Consider the following 23,650-nt stretch of genomic DNA (forward strand, 5'->3'; position numbering starts at 1 on the left):
GACCTTCGGCGGTATGACTGAGTAACCTTCCGAGTATGACCAAGAAGATTACGATCTCTTTGCCGGACGAACTGGCCGACGAGGCGCAGGCGTCCGGCAACGCCTCGGCCTACATCGCCGCGGCGCTGCGCGAGCGGCGGCGCGTCCAGGGCGACCTGGCCATCATGGCCGATTTATGGGGGCCGGGCTGGCAGGACGGGATCACCGACGACGACAGCGCCCGCGCGGCCCGCCTCATGGGCGGGGACGCCAAGGCGGACGCCGCGTGACCGACCCCGTCCCACCGGCCGGCGTCCTGTCCGGCCACGTGCTGGACCTCGACGCCGTCGTCCACCTGATCGAGGGCAAGAGCATGTACGGCAGGGCCGTCGTGCGGCAGTCCTCGGCGCACGGTGTCACCCTCCTCGTGCCCGCGCTCGCCGTCCAGGTCCTCTCGCTGGGCCCGATCCAGCCCCGCCTCGAACGCTTCCTGCGCATGTCGATGGTCGTCACCGGCGCGCTGTCGCCCGACGACGCCGTCGAGGGCGGGCCGTACGCGCAGGCGATCAGGGCGAGCCTGCGCCGGCACCGGCCCGCGGCGGCCGACGCGCGCCTGACCGACGTGCTCGTGGCCGCCCACGCCGTCGTCCACGCCACCCGCCGCGACTGGCGGATCATCACCCCGTCCCCCTACCTGTACGAGGGCCTCGACGTCCGCCTGGAGATCCTCCCCTAGATGAGCCCTCGCTCCATGGCCACGACGACGGCCGCGGCCCTGCTGTCGACACCGAGCTTGGCGAAGACGTGCTTGAGATGCGTCTTCACCGTCGTCTCGCTGATCAGCAGGGTCCTGGCGATCTCCTTGTTCGCCGAGCCGCGCGCCACCAGGCGCAGCACCTCCAGCTCGCGCGGGCTCGGCTCCTGGGCCGCGGGCCTGCTCAGCAGGGCGGACGCGACCGACGGCGCCAGGACCGCGCCGCCGGCGGCGGCCGTACGGACCGCTCTGTGCAGCTCCTCGCGCGGCGCGTCCTTCAGCAGGTAGCCCGCCACCCCGGCGGCCATGGCCCGCGCCACGTCCGCGTCCGTGTCGTACGTGGTCAGCACGACCACCTTGATCTCCGGGTGGTCCGCCCGGAGCCGCCGGATCGCCCCGACGCCGTCCAGGCCGGGCATGCGAAGGTCCATCAGCACCACGTGCGGCCGCGCCCGCCTGGCCATGGCCAGCGCCTCGAACCCGTCGGACGCCTCCGCCACCACCTCGATGTCCGCCACGTGGTCGAACATGCCGCGAAGTCCGTCGCGGACAACCGGATGGTCGTCGACGATCATCAGTTTGAGGGGATCCGCAGGCACAGCGCCGTCCCCTCTCCCGGTGCGGACTCCACGGTCAGCGTTCCCCCGACGCCGCCGGCCCGCTCCCGCATGGCCGCCAGCCCGTACCCCGCGCCGGGCGCGTCCGGGTCGAAACCCACCCCGTCGTCGAACACGTCCAGCGTCACCTCGTCGTCCATGTAGGTCAGCGTGATCGCGACCCTGCCCGCCCGGGCGTGCCTGGCCGCGTTCGACAGCCCTTCCTGCGCCGCCCGCAGCAGCGTCGTCTGCACCTCGCCGGGCAGCGGCCGGGGGGTCCCCTCCACCGACACGGCCGCCGCCACCCCCGACGTCCGCGACCACCGCGCGGCCACCTCCGCGAGCGCCGCCTCGGGACCCGCGCCGGCGAGAGGGCCCGGCCGCAGCGCGTCGACCGAGCGCCGCGCCTCCCGCAGGTTGTCGCGCGCCAGCTCCTTGGCCAGCGCGATCCTCTTCCGCACGGCGCCCAGGTCGGGCATCGCCTGCTCGGCCGCCTCCAGCTGGGTGACGATGCCGCTCAGCCCCTGGGCGAGGGTGTCGTGGATCTCCCTGGCCAGTCTCGCCCGCTCCTCCAGCACCCCGACCGTCCGGTTCTGCGCGCTCTGCCGGGACACGTAGTCGACGAACAGCCCGATCGCCACGACGAGGCCGGAACTGCCGACGAGCCGCCACAGGACGCCGGGCTCGTCCAGATAGCCTCTGGCGGCGAACGTGCTGAGGACCGTCGCCACCGCGCCCACGTAGGACCAGGGGCTCGCCAGCATCAGATACGGCTGGGGCATCAACCCGAAGACGACGACGTCGAAGGACCGGTCCCGCGCCACCAGCGCGAGGTAGAGCGCGCCGACGACCGCCAGGTGGAACGCCATGGGGTTCAGCCGCCCGAGCAGCCGCGGCCGCCGTACGACGAAGAAGCCGTGCCAGCCCGCCATGAGCGCGACGATTCCCAGCGTGAGCGGGCCGGGGCCGGTGCCCTCGCCCGTGCCGTCCCCGTACGAGAGGATCAGCCCGAGCGCCAGGCAGGCGTAGTACAGCACGTGGAAGGCGCGCGACCAGCGCGCCTCCCAGACGTTCACGTCCTCACTCCCATCGGAACAGCGCCGCGCCGGTGGCCGTGGCCGCCACGATTATCCCGGCCAGGATCAGCAGGGGGAAGGGCGCGGCGGTGCCGGACCAGGCGCCTCCCAGGGCCTCCACGGCCGGGGTCAGGGGCAGGAAGTCGCCGATCTGACGCAGCGAGCCGGGCAGGGCCTTCCTGGGCACGGCCGCGCCGGACAGGAAGATCATGGGGAACATGACCAGCATGCCGATCAGGCTCGCGCCTCTGGTGTTGCGCACGACCGCGGCGATCACGAAGCCCAGCGCGCAGGCCATCACCGAGCAGAGCAGGAAGGCCGCGGTCAGCATGAGGACGTCGCCGGGCGCCCGCGCGCCGAACACCGCGACCGTCACGACCACCAGCAGCGCGGAGCCCGCCAGGCCCGCGGCGACCTGTGACACCAGCTGGGCCCCGAGCAACAGGACCGGGGAGATCGGCGTGGTGGCCAGCCGCTTGAGCACCTTGCGCTCGCGGTACGAGGCCAGCAGGCCCGGCAGCGCGCCCATCCCGCCGATGGCGGCGATCATCGCGAGGTAGCCCGGGACCGCGCCGCCGTCGCCGCGTTTGAGCACCAGCAGCATGAAAGGGAAGGCCACCATGAAGAACAACGAGGCGGGGTCGCGCGACAGCAGCCTGAGCTCGGCGGCGGTCAGAGCCGTGAACGCCTTCATCGGTCCGTTCCCTCCAGGGCGAGGTAGGCCTCTTCCAGCGAGGCGGTTCCGGTCCGGGCGACGAGCTCGCCCGTGGTGCCCGTCGCCGCCACCCGGCCGCGGGCGAGGACGGCGACCCTGTCGCAGAGCGCCTCGATCTCGTCGAAGTAGTGGCTGACCAGCACCACGGTGGTGCCCGCCGCCTTCAGGTCGCCGATCAGCCGCCAGGTCTCGCGGCGCGCGATCGGGTCGAGGCCCGTGGTCAGCTCGTCGAGCACGACCATCTCCGGGTTGCCGACCAGGGCCAGCGCGAGCATCAGCCGCTGTCTCTGACCGCCCGACAGGTCGCCGTACGCCTTCCTCGCCAGCGGCCGCAGGCCCCAGCGCTCCATCACCCGCCGCCAGTCGGACGCGCCCCGGTAGAAGGCGCCGAACATGCGCAACGCCTCGGCCACCTTGATCCGCTCCGGCAGGGAGCTGTCCTGCAGTTGCACGCCGAGGCGGTGAGCCAGGGCCCGCCGCCTGCGTGCCGGATCCTCGCCGAGCACCCGGACCGTGCCCGCGTCGGCTCGCCTGAGCCCGATCAGGCACTCGACGGTCGTGGTCTTTCCGGCGCCGTTGTGGCCGATGATCCCGAACGTCTCACCGGCCCGGACCGTGAACGTCACCCCGTCCACGGCGCGGGTGTCCCCGTAGGACTTGCGGAGGTCTGTCACCTCGATGGCTTCCATGCCTCAAGGTTCGGGGCGGCGCCGATCACGCGGCATCACCCGGCACGTCGCCCCGCATCACCCGTTCGGAGGATGGCGGTGCGCGCAGGCGACGGCGTCCTGCCCTGCCGGCCGCATGTCAGCGCAGGTCAGGGGGGTATCCGGAGACCGGCCGGGGTACCAGCGGGGCATGGCCGCCCTTCCGGCGTACGCACCGATGATGGCCCGGCTCGGGCCGCTGCCCGAGCCGCAGGGCGACTACGCGCACGAGATGAAGTGGGACGGGGTCCGCGCCCTCGGGTACGTCGAGGACGGGACGCTCCGGCTCGTCTCCCGCAACGGCAGGGACATCACCCCCGCCTACCCCGAGATCGCCGGGCTGGCCGGCGCGACCGGCGGGCGGGCGACCGTGCTCGACGGGGAGATCGTCGCCTTCGACGAACAGGGCAGGCCCTCGTTCGAGGCGCTCCAGCCGCGCATGCACCAGCGCGACCCGCTCAAGGTCAGGCATCTGGTGGTCACCACGCCCGTGACGTACCTGCTGTTCGACGTGCTGCACGTCGACGCGGGCACCATGACCAGAGCGGCCTACACGGAACGGCGGCGCGTCCTGGAGGACCTCGTGCGCGCCGGGCGCCACTGGGCCATCCCGCCCTACTACTCCGGCGGCGGAGAGCACGCGCTGGCCGACTCCCGCCGCCTGGGGCTGGAGGGCGTCGTCGCCAAACGGCTCGTCTCCGCCTACCTGCCCGGACGCCGCTCCCCCGACTGGGTGAAGGTCAAGAACGTCCGCACCCAGGAGGTCGTGGTCGGCGGCTGGCGGCCCGGGGAGGGGCGCCGCGCCGACACGATCGGCTCGCTGCTGGTGGGCGTGAACGACGGCGGCCTGCTCCGGTACGCCGGCAGCGTCGGCACCGGCTTCACCGACGAGGCGCTGCGGCGGCTCGGCGAGCGCCTCGCGCCGCTGCGGCGGGACACGCCCCCGTTCTCCGGCATCACCCGCGAGGAGGCCAGAGGTTGTGGCTGGGTGGAGCCGGTGCTGGTCGGCGAGGTGCAGTTCGCCGAGTGGACGGGCGAGGGACGGCTGCGCCACCCCTCCTGGCGGGGCCTGCGCGACGACAAGGACCCCGGCGAGGTCGTCCGCGCCGATGGATGAGGGAGAGATGAGGGAGGGCCGGGCGGAGGGGCGGCACGCTGGGCTCACCGGCCCGGGTCCACACCCGGGTCCACACCCGGGTCCACGGTGCCGCGCCGCCGCGTCGCGAGCACGCCGAGCAGCACCGCGCCGGTGAGGAAGGCGACGTTGTGCGCGTACTTCGCGACCGGCGCGACATTCCCCAGCGGCACCACGAAGAACCCGACGACCGCACGCGCGGTCATGGCTCCGGCGGCGAGCGCGGCGACGTGGCGGTAGGTCCACGCCGGTGAGCGGGCGAGCCGTCCGGCCGCGGCGGCGGTCAGGGCGAGCAGGGCGAGCCCGCCCGCGACCCCGGCCCAGGTCGCGGGCAGGAGGTCGAAGGCGAGGCCCGCCACCAGGCCGGCCGCGGCGACGGCGACCGGCCGGGGCGGGCGCCGGGGCGGCACGGCAGGAGCAGGGGGCACAGGCCGGCGCCGGGCGCGGGCGGCGGGGAGAAGCGCGAGCAGCGCGGCGACGGCCAGCGCGCCCCCGATCTGGGCCGCCGAGGCGTGGTCGGACTCGGTCCGCAGATGGTCGGTCAGCACCAACGTCGCCGCCGCGAGGTACAGCGCCACGGCGGCGGCCAGCCCGGGCGCGCGCAGCCAGGGCGTACGCGAGAGCCGAGGGGCGAGCGCCTCGGTCAGCGCGATCGGCACGCCGAAGCTCCAGATCGCGTGGCCCCCGACGAAGGCCAGCGCGGTGTGGGCCGCCAGCCCCAGAGGCTCGACGTACGTCGGGCGGATCATCTCCTCCCAGTACGGGATGTCCCGGTAGCCCTCGCTGAACAGGGACTGGTCGATGACGCCCGCCTGCAGCACGCCGAAGGCGGCCGCGAGGGCGAGGATCTCCGGCCAGCGCAGCCCCAGCCTGCGGGCCGTCTCACGGATCAGCAACGCGGGCGCGCCGTACAGCGGACTGAAGATCACCAGGCTGGCGATCAGCACGAACGGATCGCCCGTGCTGTCGTCGTAGCCCGCGAGGTACTCGGCGCACATCGGCGAGAGCACCATCAGCCCGGCCGCGAGCGACCAGCGGGCCCGGCGCGCGTCAGGCGTTCTCATCGCGCCTCCTCGCGGCGGCGAACACGACGGCGCCGGCGACCGCGACGAGCAGGTTCGCGTACACCTCGTAGCCGGTCAGGAAGGCGAGGCGCGGGATGACCTGACGGTTGAAGACGTTGAGGATCGCTCCGTTGAACGGCTGCACGGCCAGACGGTCGATGGTGCCGCTGACTCCCGCGGCGACCAGGAACGCCCCGGCCAGCTGGATGACCTTGCGCATGACGCCGACGCTAGGGACCGGCGGGACCGCCGGGCATCGGGCGTCGGCATCCCTCCGTCCGGCGAAGGTCGCCCGGGCGCGGCGTGCTCTCCGACCGAAGTCGGACGTCCCCCGACTTCGGTATCGACTTCGCGCCTCCGCGTGGGCGCGTCTCCCTCGAAGCCGTACGCTGCGGCCGTATGGAAGCTCCCGCCACCCCCCGGCGTCGGCGGACCCGGCGTGACTGGCTCGTGGACACGGCGATGTTCCTGCTCGCCGCGGCGTTCGCGTTGCTCATGTCGGCGGAGCGCCTCGGCACCGTGCCGCTGCCGCCCGGATGGCTGTTCCCCCTCGACCAGGTCGTGGGCGCGCTCGGCTGCGCCGCGCTGTGGCTGCGCCGCCGGTGGCCGGTCGGGCTCGCCGTGACGCTCGTCGCGCTGTCGGCCGTCTTCGAGATGGTCGCGGGCCCGATGCTGGCCGCGCTTTTCTCGGTCGCGGTCCACCGGCGTCCCCGGACCTCCGGCGTGGTGTTCGCGCTCAGCGTGCTGGCCGCGGTCGTGTTCACGTGGTTGCGCCCCGAGCCGGGCACGCCGCCGCTCGCGACGTTCATGCTGGGCCTGGCCCTGCAGGGCGCGGCGGCCGGCTGGGGGCTGTTCGTCCACCACCGGCGGCGGCTGGTGCTGGCGCAGCGCGACCGCGCGGCCCGGATGGAGACGGAGGCGAGGCTCCGGGCCGAGCAGGCGCAACATCTGGTCCGCGAGGCCATCGCCCGGGAGATGCACGACGTGCTCGGGCACCGGCTGTCCCTGCTGAGCGTGCACGCGGGAGCGCTGGAGTTCAACCCCGGCGCCGACCCCGCCGACGTCGCCCGCGCGGCGCGCGTGATCAGGGAGAGCGCCCACCAGGCACTGCAGGACCTGCGCGAGGTCATCGGCGTGCTGCGCGCCCCCTCCGGCGGCACACCAGGCGGCACAGCAGGCAACCCGTCGGGCGACCCGTCCGGCGGGTCCGCGCCCACGCGGCCCGGCCTGCCGGGACTGGCCGATCTGGACCGGCTTCTCGCGGAGTCGGGCGAGGCCGGCATGCGGGTGAGGCTGCGCGACGAACTCGGCGGACGGCCCCGGGAGGCCGTCCCCGACCGGACGGGCCGCACCGCGTACCGGGTCGTTCAGGAGGCGCTCACCAACGCGCGCAGGCACGCGCCGGGGGCGGAGGTCCGCCTGCGGCTGGCGGGGGCGCCCGGCGACGGCCTGACGATCGAGGTGGTCAACGACACCACCGCGACCGGCCCGCCGGAGACCGAAGGGGGTCACGGGCTCATCGGCCTGGCCGAGCGGGTCACCCTGGCCGGGGGACGGCTGGAGCACGGGCCCGTGCGCCGGGACGGCGGCACCGGCCCAGGTGCCTGGCAGGTGCGGGTTTGGCTACCGTGGCCCGCATGATCTCGCCCGACTCCGCGCCGATCGGCGTGCTCATCGCCGACGACGACCCGCTCGTCCGGGCCGGCCTCGTGATGATGCTCGGCGGCGCACCCGACCTCCGTGTCGTCGCCGAGGCGGGAGACGGCGCGGAGGTCCTGCCGCTGGCCCGCCGGCACCACCCCGACGTGGTGCTGATGGACATCCGGATGCCCGTCATGGACGGCCTGACGGCGACCGAGGCGCTGCGCGCCCGCGAGGGCGCCCCGGAGGTGATCGTGCTGACCACCTTCGACGCGGACGAGCACGTGCTGCGCGCCCTGCGCGCGGGGGCGGCCGGGTTCCTGCTGAAGGACACCCCGCCGGACGAGATCGTCGACGCCGTCCGCCGGGTGGCCCGCGGCCATCCGGTGCTGTCCCCGGCGGTGACCCGGCGGCTCATCGCCCGGGTGGCCGAGTCGGGCCGGGACCTACGGCGGGCGCGGGCGGAGGAACGCCTGGCGCCGCTGAACGACCGGGAACGGGAGATCGCCGTGGCGGTCGGGCAGGGCAGGCCCAACGCCGAGATCGCCGCGCTGCTCCACCTCAGCGTCCCGACCGTGAAGACGCACGTGTCGAGCATCCTCGCCAAGCTCGGCCTCAACAACCGCGTGCAGATCGCGCTGCTGGCCCACGACGCCGGGCTGCTCGACGACGTCCCGGAGGGCTGAGGACATTTTCCCTCCCCTTGGTGTTCTCCTTGTCCGGCCGGGGGCGGTGCCGCAGGTGGGACGGGCGGTCCCGGGGAAGGAATGCCTCATGCGCGCGCTCACCGTCGTGCCGCGCCGGGCCGGGTCGCTGGCGCTGACCGAGGTGCCCGACCCCGTGCCCGGCCCCGGCGACCTCCTCGTCGAGAGCGTCGCCGTCGGCGTGTGCGGCACCGACAGGGAGGTCATCGCCGGCGACTACGGATACGCCCCGCCGGGCCGGGAGCGGCTGATCATCGGGCACGAGTCCCTCGGCCGCGTGCGGCAGGCCCCCGCCGGGTCCGGCTTCTCCCCCGGCGACCTCGTCGTGGGCCTGGTGCGCTATCCGGATCCGGTGCCGTGTGTGGCCTGCGCCCACGGCGAGCCCGACATGTGCCGCAACGGGCGGTACACCATGCGGGGGTTGAAGGAACTGGACGGCTACGCGAGCGAGTTGTGGTCCGTGGAGACGGACCGTGCCGTACGTCTCGACTCGGGTCTCGGCGAGTCGGGCGTGCTGCTGCAGCCGGCGTCGGTGGTCGCCAAGGCCTGGGAGCAGATCGAGAAGATCGGGAGGCGGTCCTGGTACGAGCCGCGCAGGGTGCTGGTCACCGGCGCGGGACCGTTCGGCATGCTCGCCGCGCTGCTCGGCGTCCAGCGCGGCCTCGACGTGCATGTGTTCGACTTCGTCAAGGGCGGGCCCAAAGCGGCGCTGGTCGCCGATCTCGGCGCGACTTATCACACGGGCTGGATCGAGGATGTGGTGACCGCCCTCAAGCCGGACGTGGTCGTCGAGGCCTGCGGCGCGGCCGAGGTCTTCACCGGCACCCTCTCGGCGATCGGCCCCTACGGGATCGTCTGCCTGACCGGAGTCACCCCCGGCTCCCGCCGGATCACCGTGGACGTGGGCATGCTCAACCGTGAGATGGTCCTGGAGAACGCCGTGGTCATCGGGACGATCGACTCCAACCTCCGCCATTTCACCGCCGCGGCCGGCGCCCTCGCCGTGTCGAACCGCGACTGGCTCGCCCGGCTGATCTCCCGGAGGGTTCCCCTGCACAGCTATGCGGGCGCCTACGAGAGGCGGGAGAACGAAGTCAAGGTCGTGCTCACCTTCGGCTGAACCTCAGCCGCCTCAGCGGTCGCGGTCGGCGGCCAGCCGGGCGAGCGCCTCCAGCCCCGCGGCGGCCTCCGGCGTCAGCCCCGCCGCCCGCAGCGACTCCAGCGCCTCGGTCAGCAGGCCGTCCACCCTGGCGAGGCTCCAGGCGCGCCCGCCCGCCTCCTCCACCAGCCGCGCCGCCCGCGCCAGGTCGGGCTCCGCGACGGGACGGCGGTACAGGGCGGCGAGCGTGGCGCCCGCCGGGGTGCCCGAGGCCAGCGCGGCGACGACCGGCAGGGACTTCTTCCGGTTACGCAGATCGGAATGCACCGCCTTGCCGGTGGCCGCCGGGTCGCCCCAGATGCCGAGCAGGTCGTCCACGATCTGGAAGGCCAGCCCCACGCGCTCGCCGTACGCCTTCAGCAGCACGGACTGATCGGGGGTGGCGCCGCCGTACAGCGCGCCGAGGGCGCAGGCGCACCCGAAGAGGGCCGCGGTCTTGCCCTCCGCCATCCGCACACACGCCTCCAGGCCCACCTCGGCGCGCTCCTCGAAGTCGAGATCGGCGCTCTGGCCGTCCAGCAGCGACTGCACGTGCCCGGCCAGCACCGGCACGCCGTCCGTCCTGCCGTCTGCCGCGCTGTCCGGCCCGCCGTCCGTTCCGGTGGCGAGCACGGCGAACGCCAGCGCCAGCAGCGAGTCGCCCGCCAGGATCGCCTGGGCGCGTCCGAACACGGCCCAGGCGGTGGGCCGGTGCCGGCGGACCCGGTCGCCGTCCATCACGTCGTCGTGGATCAGCGAGAAGTTGTGCACCAGTTCCACCGCCACGGCGGCGGGCAGCGCCGCCGTCGCCTCTCCCCCGGCGCCCTCGGCCGCCAGCAGCGTGAACGCCGGCCGCAGCGCCTTGCCGCCGCCCGCGCCGCTGCCCGCGCCGCCGACCGGCCGCTCCCGGGCGTCCCACCAGCCGAAGTGATACCCGGCCACGCGGCGCATCGAGTGCGGCAGCGTGCCCACCGCGCGGCGCAGCGCGGGATCGATTAGGTCGCGCGTGCGGGTGAGCACGTCCGCGGCGCACGGACGCGCCACCACCGGTTCCGTCACGCTCCCACCGCCTCTGGCTCGGGTGCATCGTCGGGCAGGCCGGGGCCTGTCGGCGTACCCGATCGCGGAGGTCCACTAACGTGGGGCGTCGTGTACGAGATGCTCCGCCGGCCGCTGGGCCGCAGCCGCCTCCAGGTCACCCCGATGGGTCTCGGGCTCGCGGCGCTCGGGCGTCCCGCGTACATCACGCTCGGGCGCGAGGAGGACCTCGGGCCCGGCCGGGACGTCGCGGCGATGCGGGCGCGCACCTGGGAGGTGCTGGACGCCGCCTGGGCGGCCGGCGTGCGCTACTTCGACACCGCGCGCTCCTACGGACGCGCCGAGGAGTTCCTCGCGGGCTGGCTCGCCGACCGGGGGGTCCCCGCGCGGGAGGTCGTCGTCGGCTCCAAGTGGGGGTACGAGTACGTGGGCGGCTGGCGGATGGACGCCGACCGCCACGAGGTGAAGGACCTGTCGGCCGCCCGGCTGCGCCGCCAGCTCGGCGAGACGCGGGAACTGCTCGGGGACCACCTGTCGCTCTACCAGATCCACTCCGCCACGGTCGGCAGCGGTGTGCTCGACGACGAGGACGTGCTCAACGAGCTGCGTGCGCTGCGCGACCGGGGCGTCGCCGTCGGCCTGTCCACCACCGGGCCCGCACAGGCGGACACGATCGACAAGGCGGTCGCGACGGGACTGTTCGACACGGTGCAGTCGACGTGGAACCTGCTGGAGCGTTCGGCGGGCGACGCCCTGGCCCGGGCGCACGCCGCCGGACTCGGCGTCATCGTCAAGGAGGGCGTGGCCAACGGCCGGTTGACGGCTCGCGGCGCGCCCCCCGCGCTGGTCCGCGCCGCCCGCGAGCGGGGCGTCACCCCGGACGCCCTCGCGCTGGCCGCCGTGCTCGCCCGCCCGTGGGCGGGCACCGTGCTGAGCGGCGCGGCCACGATCGGCCAGCTCGGCGAGAATCTCGCGGCGCTCGGCGTGATCTGGGACGACGAGGCCGAGAAGACGCTGGCCGAGCCGGCAGAGGATCCGGAGACCTACTGGGCCCGCCGCGCCGCCCTGCCCTGGAGCTGACCCCGGCGCCCGCCCTTGAACGAGAGCGTGTCCGCCAATTCGGAAGGATAACCCGTCCGCCCGCGACGGCATTTGTACCTCCTCATCAAGGATCCATCAGCGGCCGGACCGGCCTGGGCTGTGCTGGGACGCGTGGCCGTCGCCGTACGCCGAATCCGCTCTGAAAGATTCAGGAAAGTTTGCCTGGAAAGTTTCTCTACTTACGGGCGCCTCAGATCGGCGTCGATGACAAAGGCAATGGTCATAGGGGCAGCGGACCCGTCGATGAGAGGGCGAGGCCGCCCCGCGTAGGGTGACGGCGCCGAGGGCGTGTGGATCGAGAGGCGCCTCACCCCTAGGTTACCTTTCGTGCTTTTCAGGTGGAAAGTTTCCGTTCTGAGATGGTTCGACGGCTGGCACACGAAAAGTCCGCGCGGCCCGGAACGACCCACGGCGATCTTCGAAGCCGGTGCCGTGTCGCCCACGTTCGAGGGTGGCGTCGCCGACGCCGATGTCCTCCTCGCTGCCTCCGTCACCGCGGTGATCGCCTACGACGACATGATCGCCCTCGGCCTGATCAGCCACATGACCGCGCGCCGCGTCCGCGTGCCGCAAGACGTCAGCGGGTGGGGTTCGACAACATTCCCACGGCCGACCTCGTGACTCCTCCACCCACCACCGTCTGCCAGCCGAAAGAGCAATGTGGCCGAACGGCCGTCGATCTTCTGGTCGACCTGCTCAACGAACGCGGACGGCCCGGCAACTCGCGCCGGATCGTGCCCATGCAACTCGTCGTGAGGAAATCGACCGCTCCCGGTCCGGCCTGACGGGCGGGGAAACGCACGTATTCACACCACTGATCCGCTGGGATCAGCCCCTTTCGAGAGGAGGTGATCGACTACCGGTCGTGATGCGAGTCGCTCAGCACTCCATGCCCCCCACAACAAGGAATCCCCGTGAAGATAAAACCACTGGCGAAGCTATTGATCAGCACACTGCTTGCCGTTGGCGTTGGCGTCGGGACGACCGCCCTGGTGACGCCGGAGTACGGCGCGATCGCGGCGACCGGCCCGGCCGGCAACGACTCGGCCGCCCTGGCAGCCGGCGGCTGCGTCGCCGATCCCACGCTGCCGGGCGCCATGAAGAGTTCCCTCTACACCGTCACGGCGGACGGCTCCCCGCTGTTCGTCGAGAAGATGACCAAGTTCGCTCCCGAGATGCAGGTGCACTACGCGCACTGCTCGATGGCGGAAGCGGGCACCGCCAGGTTCTCCGTCACCGTCGCCCAAAGCTTCAACTCGTACACCGTCAGCCCCAAGAGCCGGAAGCTGGCGGTCACCAGAAGCGGCAACACCATCACTTTCGACAGCGGCCCGAACTACTTGGTCGTCCAGTTCGACTCCGCAGAGCTGCTGTTCATCCTCATTGACGCGCCCGAGTCCGATACGCCGCACCTGGGGGACGCCAACGTCAAGAACCTGGCCGACTACGGGGTCGACAACACCGGGGGGACACTCGTCACGGCCAAGATCCAAAGTGCCATCAACGCCGCGTCGGGAGCGACCCGCAACGTCCTGTACGTGCCGGCGGGCAAGTACCTGGTCGGCGAGCTCTGGCTGAAAAGCAACATGACGTTGTATCTGGCCGCCGGCGCCGTCCTCTACGGCTCGAACAACAAGGCGGACTTCAACACCGGCAGCGGCGGGGTGAACATCGAGGGCATGCAGCACGCCTCCCTGCGGGTGTACCAGGTCAGCAACGCGAAGCTGCTGGGCCGCGGTGTCATCGACGGCAACGGGAAGTCGCTGCGGGCGCAGGGCCTGAATCTGGCGTTGCTGAAGATCGAGCAGAGCTCGAACATCCAGGTCGACGGCCCGATCGTCCGTGACTCCAGCTACTGGAACACGCTCGTCTACCGCAGCGACAAGGTCACCATCAAGAACTACAAGCTGATCAACTGTCGGCCCACGACGGGTTACAACAACACCGACGGTGTGGATTTCGACGAGTCGACCAACGGCCTGTTGTCCAACGCCTTCCTCTACACCGGTGACGACAACATGGCGACCAAGAACGAGGAAACCACCGCCGGTGCGATCGACACCAAGAACGTCGTTCACGAGCATGTCGTCTGCTACAGCAATTCCGGCTGCGCGAAGATCGGCACCAAGACGGAAGGGCGGTCGATGGACGGGGTCACGTTCCGTGACATCGACGTGGTGAAGGCGGGACGCTCGATGGTGATCGACGCGGTCGACACGGCCGTTGTCTCGAACACCCGGTGGGAGAACGTCAGGGTGGAGAACACCGACAGCCTGATCGACCTGCAGGAGGACCGGCCGCCGTCCTGGCGGACCGTGAAGAACACGTCGACGATCCGCGACGCCTACTTCACCAACGTCTCCTCCGACGTGAAGAAGGTCGTCAACCTGCACGGTCGTTCGTCGACCGTGAACATCAACGGCGTACATTTCACCAACTTCACCGTCCAGGGCAAACCCGTCACCAGTTCGACCGACGCGGACGCGAGCTGGAACATCAACTCCTACGTCTCCAACATCACCTTCTCCACGGCCCCGAGCCCTTCGCCGTCGCCGAGCCCCACGCCCTCGCCGAGCCCCACGCCCTCGCCCTCGCTCTCGCCGACCCTCACGCCGTCGCCGAGCCCCACGCCGTCGCCGAGCCCCACGCCGTCGCCGAGCCAGGCCGGCGCCTGCGAGGTGGGCTACACGATGAACTCCTGGAACGACGGGTTCACCGCCAGCATCCACATCACCAACCGTGGCACCTCAACGATCAACGGTTGGACCTTGGCGTTCACCCTTCCTGGCGGGCAGACCATCACCAACGGCTGGAACGCCACCTACACCGGCTCCAGCGGTCAGATCTCCGCGCGCAACGTCTCTTACAACGAGACGCTGGCAGCAGGCGGATCCACCGACATCGGCTTCCAGGCCACCCATACCGGCAATACCGGCAAGCCTGACCAGTTCGCCCTCAACGGCGTCAGCTGCGCCATTTCCTGACGGGAACTCGGGTCATCGGTGGACCTCGGCCTGCCCTGCGGCAGGCCGAGGTCCCACTGGCTCACCACGTCTCACCACGAGCGATCATCGACCGCACCAGCCGTGATCGTTCATCGGACACTAGGCCAGGTCTCCCAGGAGGGTGGTCAGGGCCGGGCCGAGCGGGGCGTCGAAGGTCATCAGCGCCTCGCCGTCGCCCCGGGTCGGCCCCTGGTTGATGATCGCGACAGGGATCGAGCGGGCGGCGGCGTGCCGGACGAACCGGTAACCGGACATCACGGTCAGCGAGGACCCCAGGACCAGCAGCAGGCCGGCCCGCTCGGTCAGCGCGTAGCACTCCTGCACCCGCGACGGCGGGACGTTCTCGCCGAAGAACACCACGTCCGGTTTGAGCACGCCGCCGCAGCCCTCGCAGTCCACCGTACGGAACGTCTCGATCTCGGCGGTGGTCAGCACGGCGTCGCCGTCGGGGTTGATCAGCGCGGTGCGGGAGTGCCAGCCGGGGTTCTCCGCACGCAGCCGCCGGTCCAGTTCGTGACGGGCGCCGCGGTGACCGCAGCCGAGGCAGCGCACCCGGTGCAGGCTGCCGTGCAGTTCGATCACCCCGTGCGCGCCGGCGGCCTCGTGCAGGCCGTCCACGTTCTGGGTGATGACCCCGGCGACGAGCCCGCGGCGCTGCAGTTCGGCGACCGCGCGGTGACCGGCGTTGGGGGCGGCCTCCACGATGTGCCGCCAGCCCAGATGGCTGCGGGCCCAGTAGCGCCGGCGGGCGGAGGCGCTGCTCACGAAGGTGTGATAGGTCATCGGGTCGGCTCTGCGCCTGCGTCCGGTCTCTCCGCGGTAGTCCGGGATGCCGGACTCGGTGGACAGGCCAGCCCCGCTGAGCACCACCACGTCGCCGTCCGCCACGAGATCGGCCAGCATGCTCCACCGCTCGCCGGTCTGCTCGGCGGTCCGCTCGCTGGCCTGCTTGATGGCTTGCGCCATTGGAAGCCGGTTCACCCCTCCATGGTGCATGATGGGCGCCTCAGCCCGGCACGAGCCGCACGTCGAAGATCACTTCGACCTCGTCGCGCAGCCTGAGCGCGCCGAAGAACGCGGAGTAGGGGCGGATGCCCCACTCCGACTGCACGACGGTGGCCCGGCCGCGGGCCCGCCCGCCGGCGAGCACTCCCTCGACGGCGACCGGCCGGGTCACGCCCACGATGGTCAGGTCGCCCTCGACGCGGAACGCCCCGGGGTCGCCCCCCACACGCGTCGACCGGAACGTGATCGTGGGATGCCGGTCCGGCCTGAGGACCTTCTCCCGCATGTTCTTCTCGATCTCGACCCGGTCGGAGTCGGTGAGCGGCTTGACCCCGCCCGTGCCCTCCCTGACCCGCATCGAGGCCGTCTCGGCCTCCAGCGAGACCCGGGAGGCCGCCGGGTCGTCCGGTGCCACCACCGCCTCGCCCCGCCATCTGGTGACCTCGATCGTCAGGTCATGCCCGGCTTTCGCGCCCAGACCGGCGCGGCCGGTGAGGACCAGCAACCGCCCCGACCTGGGCCCCAGCGCGTACGTGCCCGCCTCGACGTCCATGTCATCGGCATTCCCACGCTCTCGTCCGGCGATGTCGCCGCGGGTGACGGTACTCGTGGTGACCCGGCGGGAGGGATCGGCACAAGGCCGCCGCCTTTACGTTGTAGATTCTGAAATCAACGCGTCTCCTCCGGGGGCCGTACGACCGCGACGGGGCAGTGCGCGCGGTGCAGCACGGCGTGGCTGACCGAGCCGAGCAGCGCGCCGCGCACGCCGCCCAGCCCCCGCGACCCGACGACGACGAGGTCGGCGACGAGCGACGCCTCGGCGAGCGCGGGAACCGGGTGCCCGAAGACCGCCGACTCGACGAGCGGGACGTCCGGGTGCTTCTCGCGCCACGGCGCCAGCCGCAGCCGGGCCGAGCGCGACTCCTCGTCGAAGACCTCGTGCATCGTCGCTATATAGCCGGCGGCGAAGGGGGAGAAGATCGGCGCCTCCCACGCGTACACGGCGTGCACCCGGGCCCGGCGCGCCCGCGCCTCCTCGAAGGCGAACTCCAGCGCGGCCTCCGAGTGAGGCGATCCGTCGAAACCGACGACGACCTCGTGGTACTCGTCGCGGTGCGGCCTGCGTACGACCACGACGGGGACCGGAGCGTGCCCGGTGAGGCCCAGGCCGACCGACCCGAGGACCAGGCCGGAGAAGCCCCCGGTCCCCCGGCTGCCGACCACGAGCGCGCCGGCCCCGGCCGACGCGGCGCGCAGCGTCTCGACGACCGTCCCCTCGGCGAGTTCCGTCGTCACCTCCAGGTCCGGGGCGACCTGACGTGCGCGCTCCGCGGCCGCGGCGAGCACCCCTTCGCAGAACTCGCCGTAGGAGTCGGCGAACCCCTCCACGGCGTGGAACGGGTACTGGTGCGCCCACGGCTCGCGTACGTGGACGATGCGCAGGGCGGCCCCCCTGCGCCGCGCGTCGTCCGCCGCCCACTCCAGCGCCGCCGTCGCGGGCTTCGATCCGTCGACGGCGGCGACGACCAGTCCGGTCATGGTCCGTTTCCTCCCTGTGCTCAGCGGCTCGCGGTGCTCGGCGGCTCGCGGACGTCGTGCGACTCGCGGGCGCGGGGACACCGCTCCCGGCGACCATCGCACCGTGTCCGCTGCCCGTCGCGCAGCGGTCGAAAGTCCCTTCGCCCCGGGACTTCCGCCGCCTGCCGTGCCTCCTGGGCGGCAGGCCCGCCAGACATCGCGAACTCCATGGATCGAGAGGCTTCCGGCGGGCATGCTCTCTGTCAGGAGACGTCTCGGGCGGGAGCGAGCATCGTGCCTGGCGGAATGCCGTGTGGTGACAGGACCAACGCAACTCACCGGTCGCGGAGCGGAGCGCGCCTGGACGCGCCCCTGTCCGGCCCGCCGCCCGCACCCGGCGGCATCCTCCGGCGGACGCCCGTGGCAGGCACGCCCCTTTCCGGCGCGCCGTCCGCGCCCGGCCGGATCCGCCGCCGGCCGCCCGCCGTACTGGCCCCGGTGCTGGCCCCGGTGCTGGCCACGCTGGGGTTCCTCGTGGCGGCGTGCGGTACGGGCCCGGGGTCGTCCCCCGCCGCCGAATCGGGCGCCACGTCAGCCGCGACGTTCACAGGCCCGTCGTCCGGCTCGTCTCTCCCGGCGCCCTCGGCGGCCGTGACCGGCACTCCGGCTCCCTCGCCCGCCCTCGCCACCTCCTCCGGCGGCCCCCTGGTGGCAGGCCGCTACCAGCCGCTGTGGCCGTTCGCCGACGAGACGCAGGTGCGCGACTGGCAGCGGAGCTACCGCGCGGGCGGGCACCAGCCCTGGCACCTGGACGCCGGGCAGACCGCTCTCGCCTTCACCCAGGGATACCTGGGGTTCAAGGGGATCGACCAGCTGGTCGGCAGCACCGTCGACGGCGCGCACGCCCGCGTCTCCGTCGGCATCCGCGGCGAGGGCGGCGGTCGTCCCGGCATCGCCTCCGTCATCCACCTGGTGAGGTTCGGCACCGGTGGCGACGCTCCCTGGGAGGTGGTGGGCACCGACGACACCACCTTCTCCCTCACCACCCCCCGGTACGGCAGCTCCGTCTCCTCCCCCGTGAAGGTCGGCGGCAGGATCACCGGCGTGGACGAGAGCGTCCGGGTGCAGGCGCGCGGCGCCGGTGGCACCGGCCCGCTCGGCGAGCGCTGCTGCGTCTCGGCGGGCGGCGAGAACCGCCCTTGGTCCACCACCCTCGACTTCCGTGCCGCCCCGGGCCGGACGGTGACCATCGTCGCGAGCACCGGCGGTCACATCGCCGACGTCGAGCGGTTCGCCGTCACCGGGGTGCGCACCGCCCCACGTTAGGCCGGCCTCGTCGGCAGCGGCGGACGGCCAGAGGCGGGCGAACACAGACGGGCAACACAGACGGACGACCACAGGAGCTTTCCGCCTGTGGTCGTCCGCTCACGTCGCCCGCGTTCGGGCCGCCGGTTCCGGTGCCAGCCGTTCGCGGCGGGCACCGGAAGCGGCCGGCGATGAGTCAGGTCACCTCGCGTTGGCCGCGCCGGGCGTGGGCACGTTGGTGGTGACGAAGTCGCGGCAGAGGCTGTCGGTGTCGTTCCCGTCGGGCCAGCGGGCGTTGCTCCGTCCGGCGCCGGCGGCCGCGCCCGCCACCACCGCGATGCAGCCGCCCCCGCCCTGGTCGGCTTCCAGGACGGCGAGCTCGGGGCTGGTGATGGTCCCGTTGCCGCTCGAACTGCTCTGCTGGGATCCGTAGACGACGGCGTCGACGACCACCGCGCCGGTGCCGTCCCGCAGCGCGATCGATCCGGCGCCGGTGGACAGGGCGCCTCCGAACCACTGGTCGGGCGCCGGCTGCCCCTGGTAGCCGGTCGTCGTGACCAGGGGATTCACCATGGCCGCGCCGATCTCGTGACCGTTGTCGAGCGGACGGTCGAGGGTGATGCCGCTGCCGAGCGCCTGCACGGACACCCCGCTCGTGTGCGGCTCCTTCGTCCGCGGCGAGAAGCTGATGCCCGTCCCGCGGTCGGACACGTCGACGCCCTGCTCGTGGGCGAGCCGCAGCGGGGCGGCGAGGTCGACGCCCGTGCCGTTCGCGCCGGTGGTGCCGACGGCGGCGACGGTGACCTCCTCCTTGTTCTCGCCCGTGTCCACCGTCAGGGTGTCGCCGACCGTCATGTTGGCGTCGGCCGCGACCTTGATGTTGGTCGCGCCCGCGGACGCCGCCGCCGACAGGGTCGTCTGCGTGGCCGCCTTGCCGACCGCGGTGACCGTGGCCTGCTCGTAGTTCTCGCCCGTGTCGATGCCGATCCGGTCGCCGACCGCGAAGCCGGCCGCGTTCGTGACCGGCACGTTGGACGAGCCGCGGGGGATCGTGATCCACGGTCCGGTGGAGACGGGGATGAACAGCGTCGTCGCCGCGGTGGCCGCCGTCCCGACCTGCTGGACCGTACGGGTCTCCCGCCCGGAGCCGGTGTCGATGTCGACCTGCTGGCCGGCCGCGAAGCCGGTCGTGCTCCTGACGTTGACGACGGTCGCACCCTTGCTCACCGGGGCCGCCACTCCCGAGCCGGACAGGCCGAGCAGGTAGTAGTCGCCACTCGCGAGCTTCGTCCCGGCCGGGATCCGCGCCAGGGTGGTGGCGGCCGAGCCGCTCGGGGTGTTGGTCAGGGTCCAGCCGGAGAGGTCGACCTCGGCGCCCGAGGCGTTGTAGAGCTCGACGAACTGGTCGGTCGCGTTTGTGCTGGTACGGAAGCGGACCTCGTTGATCCTGATCGGGAGGGCGCTCCGCACCGCCTGGGTGATCTCCGTGGACTGCCTGTTCCGGCCGGCGGAGTTGACGTACTTGCCCTCGCCGACCAGGAAGCCCGCGCCGGTCTCCGCCGCCGAGGTGACGGTGAAGGCGGCCCGCACGCTCTCACCCGGCTCGACCCGGCCGAACGTCGCGGATGTGTCATCGGTGCCCTTGACCCGGACGGTCCACTTCTTGGGCGCGGCCAGGCTCAGGTTGACGTTCAGCGCGGCCTCCCCCGTGGTGTTAGTGAACGTCTCGGTGACCTCCTGCGACGAGTTCGGGGTGAAGGTCGTGACCCGCGACAGGGCCAGCCGCTGCACGTCGTACCTGGCGGCGACGATGTTGGCCTGCACCGCGTCCGTCGTGGCCTCCGACGGGTAGCCCGTCGTCATGACCCCTTCGTAGAAGGTGCCGGACGAGCCGTTGCCGTTGTCGCCGCCGGTGCCCAGGAGGACGGCGCCCTTCTTGTGCATCGGGTAGTAGCTGGCGTTGGTCAGCGAACCGGGGCGGATTCCGCTGTAGTAGGTCGTGAGGGGGCCCTCCTGTGCGTTGCCTCCGCGCAGGTCCCACTGGTTCCCGCCGCCGCCGTCGACGACGGCGGTGACGAACCGCCAGGAGTCGATGGTCGGGTCGGCCGGGTTCTGCTTCGCGTTGTATCCGGAGAACAGGCCCGCCTCCATGTCGGCCATGATCCACGGACCGGGTCCGCTACCGCTCCCCCAGGCGGTGGCGGTGCCGAAGTAGGTGGTCTCCATGGTGCCGGTGCCCACGGCGCGGCCGTTCGTCGAGGAGTTGCCGTAGTCGAAGCAGCAGCCGCTGTCGTAGTGCTTGCCGTCGATGACGTAGTAGATGCCCTCCGGCTCGTCCCCCTTCGCGAGGCCGGTGGCGTTGTTGTTGCGATACCCCATGCCCGGCATGATGTAGGTGCCGTACACCCGGTGGCCGCCGAGCGTGATCGGCGCCATGTCCGCGATCGAGAGGGTGTCGAATCCACCGACGGCGGGACCCCGGAAGGTGCCGGGGGGCGCCTGGTAGAGGTGGTTGCCCTTGCCGGACTGGTCGTAGATCGTGGTGATCAGGCAGACCGTGTCCTCGCAGAACGAGTCCTGCCTGTCGGCGTCGGCGTATCCGCCCGCGTCGGGGTATGCCCCGCCGACGGGGGCGACGACGCCGATGTCCCTGACCCTGTCGTCCGATGTCCGCCTGACCTGGTAGAGCGGGCCGTCGTAGGAGGCGTACAGCGCCCGGGTGGTGCTGTGGGCGGTCACACAGGGGGTGCCGCCGGCGGCGTAGATGTCACACGGGCCCTGCGGCCTGGCCGGAGGGGGCGCAGCCTGCGCCGTCGGCGCCGTCGCGATCGTGACGCCGGCCAGCGCCGTCACGATCGCCGCACCGGCGGTCAGGATTCTCCGGTGTACGGAACGGATGGGGGGTCTCGCCATGTTGGATCGTTCCTCCATACATCCTGCTCGGCTTCGTAGCCGATTGTTAGCGCTAACAAATGTTTGCGCTAACATACCTAGCTGTTCTGGACGGCGGACGAGGGATGGGAGTCGGGCGCTGATCAGCAACCCAGACTATGACACCGGGCAGAAATCACGTCAAGGTTAAGGGCGTGCTTTTCGGGCGGGCCTTTTCCCCTCGTTTTCCCGCCGAAGCGGTTCCCGGTGCCCTGGGTGGGATCAGTGACCTCGGCGGATCCAGTCGTCGAGGTGGGGCTGCTCGGCGCCGATGGTCGTGCTGTCGCCGTGGCCGGTGTGCACGACGGTCTCGGGCGGCAGGGTCAGCAGGCGGTCGCGGATCGAGCCGATGATGACCCCGAAGTCGGAGAACGAACGGCCGGTGGCTCCTGGTCCGCCCTGGAACAGCGTGTCGCCGGTGAAGAGGACACCCAGGTCCGGTGCGCGGAAGCAGCAGGCGCCGGGGGCGTGGCCGGGCGTGTGCAGCACTTCGAGGCGGGTCCCGGCCACCTCGATGATCTGCCCGTCGGACAGGGCGCCCTCGGGCTCCCGGTCAGGGTGGGTGAGCCGCCACAGCGGCAGGTCGGCCGGGTGCAGCAGGACGGGCGCCCCGGTGGCGCCGGCCAGCTCGGGCGCGACCCGGACATGGTCGTCGTGCGCGTGGGTGGCCAGGATCGCCAGGACCCGCCGACCGGCGATCACGTCCGTGATCGCCTTGACGTCGTGCGGCGCGTCGAACACCACGCATTCGGCGTCGTCGCCGAGCACCCACACGTTGTTGTCGACGTCGAACGTCTGGCCGTCCAGGCTGAACGTGCCCGAGGTGACGGCATGGTCGATACGGGCACTCACGAGAAGATCACCACCGAGTTGCGCATGGCCCCCATTGTGCAGGATCTCGGCGGGCGGAGTCCTGGTGGGCAGGGCTCTGTGGGCAGGGCTCTGTGGGCAGGGCTCTGTGGGCAGGGGCTCGGCGGGCAGGAACTCAGTCCGCCCGCGACGGCTTGGGCGGGAGCACCGGCTCCAGCCGGAACAGTCCCGCCGACGAGTCCGCGTCCTGTGCCACGGCCACCCGTCTGCCCGCCACCGCCGCCAGCAGGTCGGTCACGGTGACGATGCCCTTCAGCATGCCGGAGGCCCCGATGACGGGCACCACGTCCACCTCCGACTCCAGCATCGCGGCCGCCACCCCGGGCAGGGGCTCGTCCGGGGACACGTGCGGGCACCTGCGCCCTCCGAGCAGCTGCCGCACCTGGGCGCTCGACTGCTCCGCCGGGCCGCCGGACCAGTGGGCGGCGATGTCCTCCCTCGTGAGCACGCCGATGATGTGGGACCCGGAGTCCACGACGGGCAGATGGTGCATCGACCCGCGGCGCATGAGCTCCCAGGCCATGAGCGGCGACTCGTCCGGCTTCACGGTCACCAGCACGCGGCTCATCACGTCGGCGGCGGTCATGGCTTCCATGGTCATCGTCGTCCACCTCCCGCGGGCGGCGCACCCGGCTCTCTGCCGGGGCACGCGTCTGCCATCTCCATGGGACACCGGGACGCGGTCCGGCGCAGGTGCCGAACGTCCCGAGCCGCGGGGACCTGCGGCCCGGCGGGCACCGGCGCCGCCCGGGCGAGGATGGAGACAGCGAAGGTGGAGACGGTCGACGCTCAGGTGGGAGGTGGCCATGCTCGCCGGTGAGGTCATGAGCAGCCCGGTGATCACGCTGGGCCGGGGCGACACGGTGCGACGCGCGATCCGGGTGCTGTACGACCACGACATCACCGCCGCTCCCGTGCTCGGAGACCACGGCGAGCTGGTGGGGATGGTCAGCGAGATCGATTTGCTGTGCGGCGCCTTCGCGCCCGGCATGTCCGGGCCGGCCACGGTGGCGGACGTCATGTCGCGGCAGGTAAGCACGGTCGAGGAGACCACCGACACGGCGGTGCTGACCGACCTGATGATCGCGAGGAGGATCAAGAGCGTCCCGGTGCTGCGGGACGAGCGGGTCGTCGGGATGGTCAGCCGCCGGGACCTCATGGCGCTACTGGCCAGGTCGGACGCCGAGCTTCGCGACGCGGTCCTCGCCGCGCTCCGCGAGCGCTACCCGTCCGAGACCTGGGAGGTGAGCGTGCGGAACGGGGAGATCGACCTGCGCGGCCCGGAGGGCCAGGGCCCGGAGCACGTGGCCGACCTGCTGGAGCGGGCGGTCCCCGGGGTACGGCCGGCCCGCCGCTGACACCGGCGGC

The 23,650-nt window shown here is 72.3% G+C and carries 25 protein-coding genes; 12 read left to right on the forward strand and 13 right to left on the reverse strand.

From position 1 onward, the window contains the following. The first annotated feature begins 35 nt into the window (after positions 1 to 35). Together HHX33_RS05090 and HHX33_RS05095 are read left to right on the forward strand one after the other, a co-directional pair. Complete coding sequence (locus HHX33_RS05090) at positions 36 to 269, forward strand: ribbon-helix-helix domain-containing protein (protein WP_117410272.1); 234 nt, start codon at positions 36 to 38, stop codon at positions 267 to 269. Next, positions 266 to 715: a hypothetical protein gene (locus HHX33_RS05095; protein ID WP_117410271.1), complete on the forward strand. Its 450-nt coding sequence runs from the start codon at positions 266 to 268 to the stop codon at positions 713 to 715. Before HHX33_RS05090 ends, HHX33_RS05095 begins: the two co-directional genes overlap by 4 nt. On the opposite strand, the gene HHX33_RS05100 is transcribed toward HHX33_RS05095, so the two are convergent. The 4 genes from HHX33_RS05100 to HHX33_RS05115 are packed head-to-tail and all read right to left on the reverse strand — an operon-like array spanning position 712 to position 3,809. Then, positions 712 to 1,308, reverse strand: coding sequence for a response regulator (locus HHX33_RS05100; protein WP_182873545.1), 597 nt, complete (start codon positions 1,306 to 1,308; stop codon positions 712 to 714). The genes HHX33_RS05095 and HHX33_RS05100 overlap by 4 nt on opposite strands. Then, positions 1,308 to 2,405, reverse strand: coding sequence for a sensor histidine kinase (locus HHX33_RS05105; protein WP_182873546.1), 1,098 nt, complete (start codon positions 2,403 to 2,405; stop codon positions 1,308 to 1,310). Before HHX33_RS05105 ends, HHX33_RS05100 begins: the two co-directional genes overlap by 1 nt. Before the next feature lie 4 nt (positions 2,406 to 2,409). Next, entirely contained in the window at positions 2,410 to 3,099 is a 690-nt protein-coding gene (locus tag HHX33_RS05110) for an ABC transporter permease (RefSeq protein ID WP_182873547.1), read from the reverse strand. Further along, entirely contained in the window at positions 3,096 to 3,809 is a 714-nt protein-coding gene (locus HHX33_RS05115; RefSeq protein WP_182873548.1) for an ABC transporter ATP-binding protein, read from the reverse strand. The genes HHX33_RS05110 and HHX33_RS05115 overlap by 4 nt, the downstream gene beginning before the upstream one ends. Before the next feature lie 169 nt (positions 3,810 to 3,978). Here HHX33_RS05115 and ligD point away from each other — a divergent pair, with 169 nt between their 5' ends. Next, positions 3,979 to 4,944, forward strand: coding sequence for a non-homologous end-joining DNA ligase (ligD, locus tag HHX33_RS05120; RefSeq protein ID WP_182873549.1), 966 nt, complete (start codon positions 3,979 to 3,981; stop codon positions 4,942 to 4,944). A gap of 44 nt (positions 4,945 to 4,988) precedes the next feature. Here ligD and HHX33_RS05125 read toward each other — a convergent pair whose 3' ends face one another. Both HHX33_RS05125 and HHX33_RS05130 read right to left on the reverse strand, forming a co-directional pair. Then, positions 4,989 to 6,026 carry a hypothetical protein gene (locus tag HHX33_RS05125; protein ID WP_182873550.1) on the reverse strand — a complete coding sequence of 346 codons (1,038 nt, stop codon included), beginning with the start codon at positions 6,024 to 6,026 and terminating at the stop codon, positions 4,989 to 4,991. Then, on the reverse strand, positions 6,013 to 6,246 hold the full coding sequence (locus HHX33_RS05130) for a hypothetical protein (protein WP_117408205.1): 234 nt from the start codon (positions 6,244 to 6,246) through the stop codon (positions 6,013 to 6,015). Before HHX33_RS05130 ends, HHX33_RS05125 begins: the two co-directional genes overlap by 14 nt. A gap of 179 nt (positions 6,247 to 6,425) precedes the next feature. Here HHX33_RS05130 and HHX33_RS05135 point away from each other — a divergent pair, with 179 nt between their 5' ends. The 3 genes from HHX33_RS05135 to HHX33_RS05145 all read left to right on the forward strand — a co-directional run bounded on the left by HHX33_RS05135 (position 6,426) and on the right by HHX33_RS05145 (position 9,491). After that, positions 6,426 to 7,667: a sensor histidine kinase gene (locus HHX33_RS05135; protein WP_182873551.1), complete on the forward strand. Its 1,242-nt coding sequence runs from the start codon at positions 6,426 to 6,428 to the stop codon at positions 7,665 to 7,667. Next, positions 7,664 to 8,353 (forward strand): response regulator, encoded by a 690-nt coding sequence (locus HHX33_RS05140; RefSeq protein ID WP_182873552.1) that lies wholly within the window; start codon positions 7,664 to 7,666, stop codon positions 8,351 to 8,353. Before HHX33_RS05135 ends, HHX33_RS05140 begins: the two co-directional genes overlap by 4 nt. Before the next feature lie 88 nt (positions 8,354 to 8,441). Beyond that, positions 8,442 to 9,491, forward strand: a complete 1,050-nt coding sequence (locus HHX33_RS05145) for a glucose 1-dehydrogenase (RefSeq protein ID WP_182873553.1) — start codon at positions 8,442 to 8,444, stop codon at positions 9,489 to 9,491. A 12-nt stretch (positions 9,492 to 9,503) separates the two neighbouring features. Here the strand turns inward: HHX33_RS05145 and HHX33_RS05150 are convergent, their stop codons facing one another. Then, a complete protein-coding gene (locus tag HHX33_RS05150; protein ID WP_310741221.1) occupies positions 9,504 to 10,568 on the reverse strand; it encodes a polyprenyl synthetase family protein in 1,065 nt (354 codons plus the stop codon). Positions 10,569 to 10,667: 99 nt separating this feature from the next. Here HHX33_RS05150 and HHX33_RS05155 point away from each other — a divergent pair, with 99 nt between their 5' ends. From HHX33_RS05155 to HHX33_RS35610, 4 genes are all read left to right on the forward strand, one after another. Then, a complete protein-coding gene (locus HHX33_RS05155; RefSeq protein WP_182873666.1) occupies positions 10,668 to 11,627 on the forward strand; it encodes an aldo/keto reductase in 960 nt (319 codons plus the stop codon). Positions 11,628 to 11,975: 348 nt separating this feature from the next. Further along, on the forward strand, positions 11,976 to 12,269 hold the full coding sequence (locus tag HHX33_RS05160) for a substrate-binding domain-containing protein (RefSeq protein ID WP_182873554.1): 294 nt from the start codon (positions 11,976 to 11,978) through the stop codon (positions 12,267 to 12,269). Next, complete coding sequence (locus HHX33_RS37650) at positions 12,266 to 12,433, forward strand: substrate-binding domain-containing protein (protein WP_396784211.1); 168 nt, start codon at positions 12,266 to 12,268, stop codon at positions 12,431 to 12,433. The genes HHX33_RS05160 and HHX33_RS37650 overlap by 4 nt, the downstream gene beginning before the upstream one ends. Positions 12,434 to 12,562: 129 nt before the next feature. Beyond that, the gene (locus HHX33_RS35610; RefSeq protein ID WP_310741222.1) at positions 12,563 to 14,632 is read left to right on the forward strand and encodes a cellulose binding domain-containing protein; all 2,070 of its coding nucleotides are present in this window, start codon (positions 12,563 to 12,565) and stop codon (positions 14,630 to 14,632) included. A 120-nt stretch (positions 14,633 to 14,752) separates the two neighbouring features. Here the strand turns inward: HHX33_RS35610 and HHX33_RS05175 are convergent, their stop codons facing one another. The 3 genes from HHX33_RS05175 to HHX33_RS05185 form a co-directional block, all read right to left on the reverse strand. Next, on the reverse strand, positions 14,753 to 15,556 hold the full coding sequence (locus tag HHX33_RS05175; RefSeq protein WP_220499210.1) for an NAD-dependent protein deacetylase: 804 nt from the start codon (positions 15,554 to 15,556) through the stop codon (positions 14,753 to 14,755). Positions 15,557 to 15,659: 103 nt separating this feature from the next. Further along, entirely contained in the window at positions 15,660 to 16,211 is a 552-nt protein-coding gene (locus HHX33_RS05180; protein WP_182873556.1) for a YceI family protein, read from the reverse strand. Between the two features lie 116 nt (positions 16,212 to 16,327). Beyond that, positions 16,328 to 17,197, reverse strand: a complete 870-nt coding sequence (locus tag HHX33_RS05185) for a universal stress protein (RefSeq protein WP_182873557.1) — start codon at positions 17,195 to 17,197, stop codon at positions 16,328 to 16,330. A 399-nt stretch (positions 17,198 to 17,596) separates the two neighbouring features. Between HHX33_RS05185 and HHX33_RS05190 the strand changes: the two genes are divergently transcribed. Then, positions 17,597 to 18,502, forward strand: coding sequence for a hypothetical protein (locus HHX33_RS05190; protein ID WP_220501495.1), 906 nt, complete (start codon positions 17,597 to 17,599; stop codon positions 18,500 to 18,502). A gap of 180 nt (positions 18,503 to 18,682) precedes the next feature. Here HHX33_RS05190 and HHX33_RS05195 read toward each other — a convergent pair whose 3' ends face one another. The 3 genes from HHX33_RS05195 to HHX33_RS05205 form a co-directional block, all read right to left on the reverse strand. Further along, positions 18,683 to 21,394, reverse strand: coding sequence for an arabinofuranosidase catalytic domain-containing protein (locus HHX33_RS05195; RefSeq protein WP_182873558.1), 2,712 nt, complete (start codon positions 21,392 to 21,394; stop codon positions 18,683 to 18,685). 240 nt (positions 21,395 to 21,634) lie between these two features. Beyond that, complete coding sequence (locus HHX33_RS05200; protein ID WP_182873559.1) at positions 21,635 to 22,264, reverse strand: MBL fold metallo-hydrolase; 630 nt, start codon at positions 22,262 to 22,264, stop codon at positions 21,635 to 21,637. 133 nt (positions 22,265 to 22,397) lie between these two features. Next, entirely contained in the window at positions 22,398 to 22,883 is a 486-nt protein-coding gene (locus HHX33_RS05205) for an HPP family protein (RefSeq protein ID WP_117408197.1), read from the reverse strand. 205 nt (positions 22,884 to 23,088) lie between these two features. Here HHX33_RS05205 and HHX33_RS05210 point away from each other — a divergent pair, with 205 nt between their 5' ends. Further along, entirely contained in the window at positions 23,089 to 23,640 is a 552-nt protein-coding gene (locus HHX33_RS05210) for a CBS domain-containing protein (protein WP_182873560.1), read from the forward strand. Positions 23,641 to 23,650 lie beyond the last annotated feature (10 nt).

The sequence above is a fragment of the Microbispora sp. H10670 genome, assembly GCF_014161385.1.
Classification (GTDB): domain Bacteria; phylum Actinomycetota; class Actinomycetes; order Streptosporangiales; family Streptosporangiaceae; genus Microbispora; species Microbispora triticiradicis.

Bases quoted from the DNA above. Each gene is read 5' to 3' on its own strand.
- HHX33_RS05155 (WP_182873666.1), top strand. From the start codon at position 10,668: ATGCTCCGCCGGCCGCTGGGCCGCAGCCGCCTCCAGGTCACCCCGATG.
- HHX33_RS05175 (WP_220499210.1), bottom strand. From the start codon at position 15,556: ATGCTGGCCGATCTCGTGGCGGACGGCGACGTGGTGGTGCTCAGCGGG.
- HHX33_RS05110 (WP_182873547.1), bottom strand. From the start codon at position 3,099: ATGAAGGCGTTCACGGCTCTGACCGCCGCCGAGCTCAGGCTGCTGTCG.
- HHX33_RS05125 (WP_182873550.1), bottom strand. From the start codon at position 6,026: ATGAGAACGCCTGACGCGCGCCGGGCCCGCTGGTCGCTCGCGGCCGGG.
- HHX33_RS05140 (WP_182873552.1), top strand. From the start codon at position 7,664: ATGATCTCGCCCGACTCCGCGCCGATCGGCGTGCTCATCGCCGACGAC.
- HHX33_RS05210 (WP_182873560.1), top strand. From the start codon at position 23,089: ATGCTCGCCGGTGAGGTCATGAGCAGCCCGGTGATCACGCTGGGCCGG.
- HHX33_RS05185 (WP_182873557.1), bottom strand. From the start codon at position 17,197: ATGACCGGACTGGTCGTCGCCGCCGTCGACGGATCGAAGCCCGCGACG.
- HHX33_RS05135 (WP_182873551.1), top strand. From the start codon at position 6,426: ATGGAAGCTCCCGCCACCCCCCGGCGTCGGCGGACCCGGCGTGACTGG.
- HHX33_RS05090 (WP_117410272.1), top strand. From the start codon at position 36: ATGACCAAGAAGATTACGATCTCTTTGCCGGACGAACTGGCCGACGAG.
- HHX33_RS05115 (WP_182873548.1), bottom strand. From the start codon at position 3,809: ATGGAAGCCATCGAGGTGACAGACCTCCGCAAGTCCTACGGGGACACC.
- HHX33_RS05195 (WP_182873558.1), bottom strand. From the start codon at position 21,394: ATGGCGAGACCCCCCATCCGTTCCGTACACCGGAGAATCCTGACCGCC.
- HHX33_RS05130 (WP_117408205.1), bottom strand. From the start codon at position 6,246: ATGCGCAAGGTCATCCAGCTGGCCGGGGCGTTCCTGGTCGCCGCGGGA.
- HHX33_RS05145 (WP_182873553.1), top strand. From the start codon at position 8,442: ATGCGCGCGCTCACCGTCGTGCCGCGCCGGGCCGGGTCGCTGGCGCTG.
- HHX33_RS05205 (WP_117408197.1), bottom strand. From the start codon at position 22,883: ATGACCATGGAAGCCATGACCGCCGCCGACGTGATGAGCCGCGTGCTG.
- HHX33_RS05180 (WP_182873556.1), bottom strand. From the start codon at position 16,211: ATGGACGTCGAGGCGGGCACGTACGCGCTGGGGCCCAGGTCGGGGCGG.
- ligD (WP_182873549.1), top strand. From the start codon at position 3,979: ATGGCCGCCCTTCCGGCGTACGCACCGATGATGGCCCGGCTCGGGCCG.
- HHX33_RS05100 (WP_182873545.1), bottom strand. From the start codon at position 1,308: ATGATCGTCGACGACCATCCGGTTGTCCGCGACGGACTTCGCGGCATG.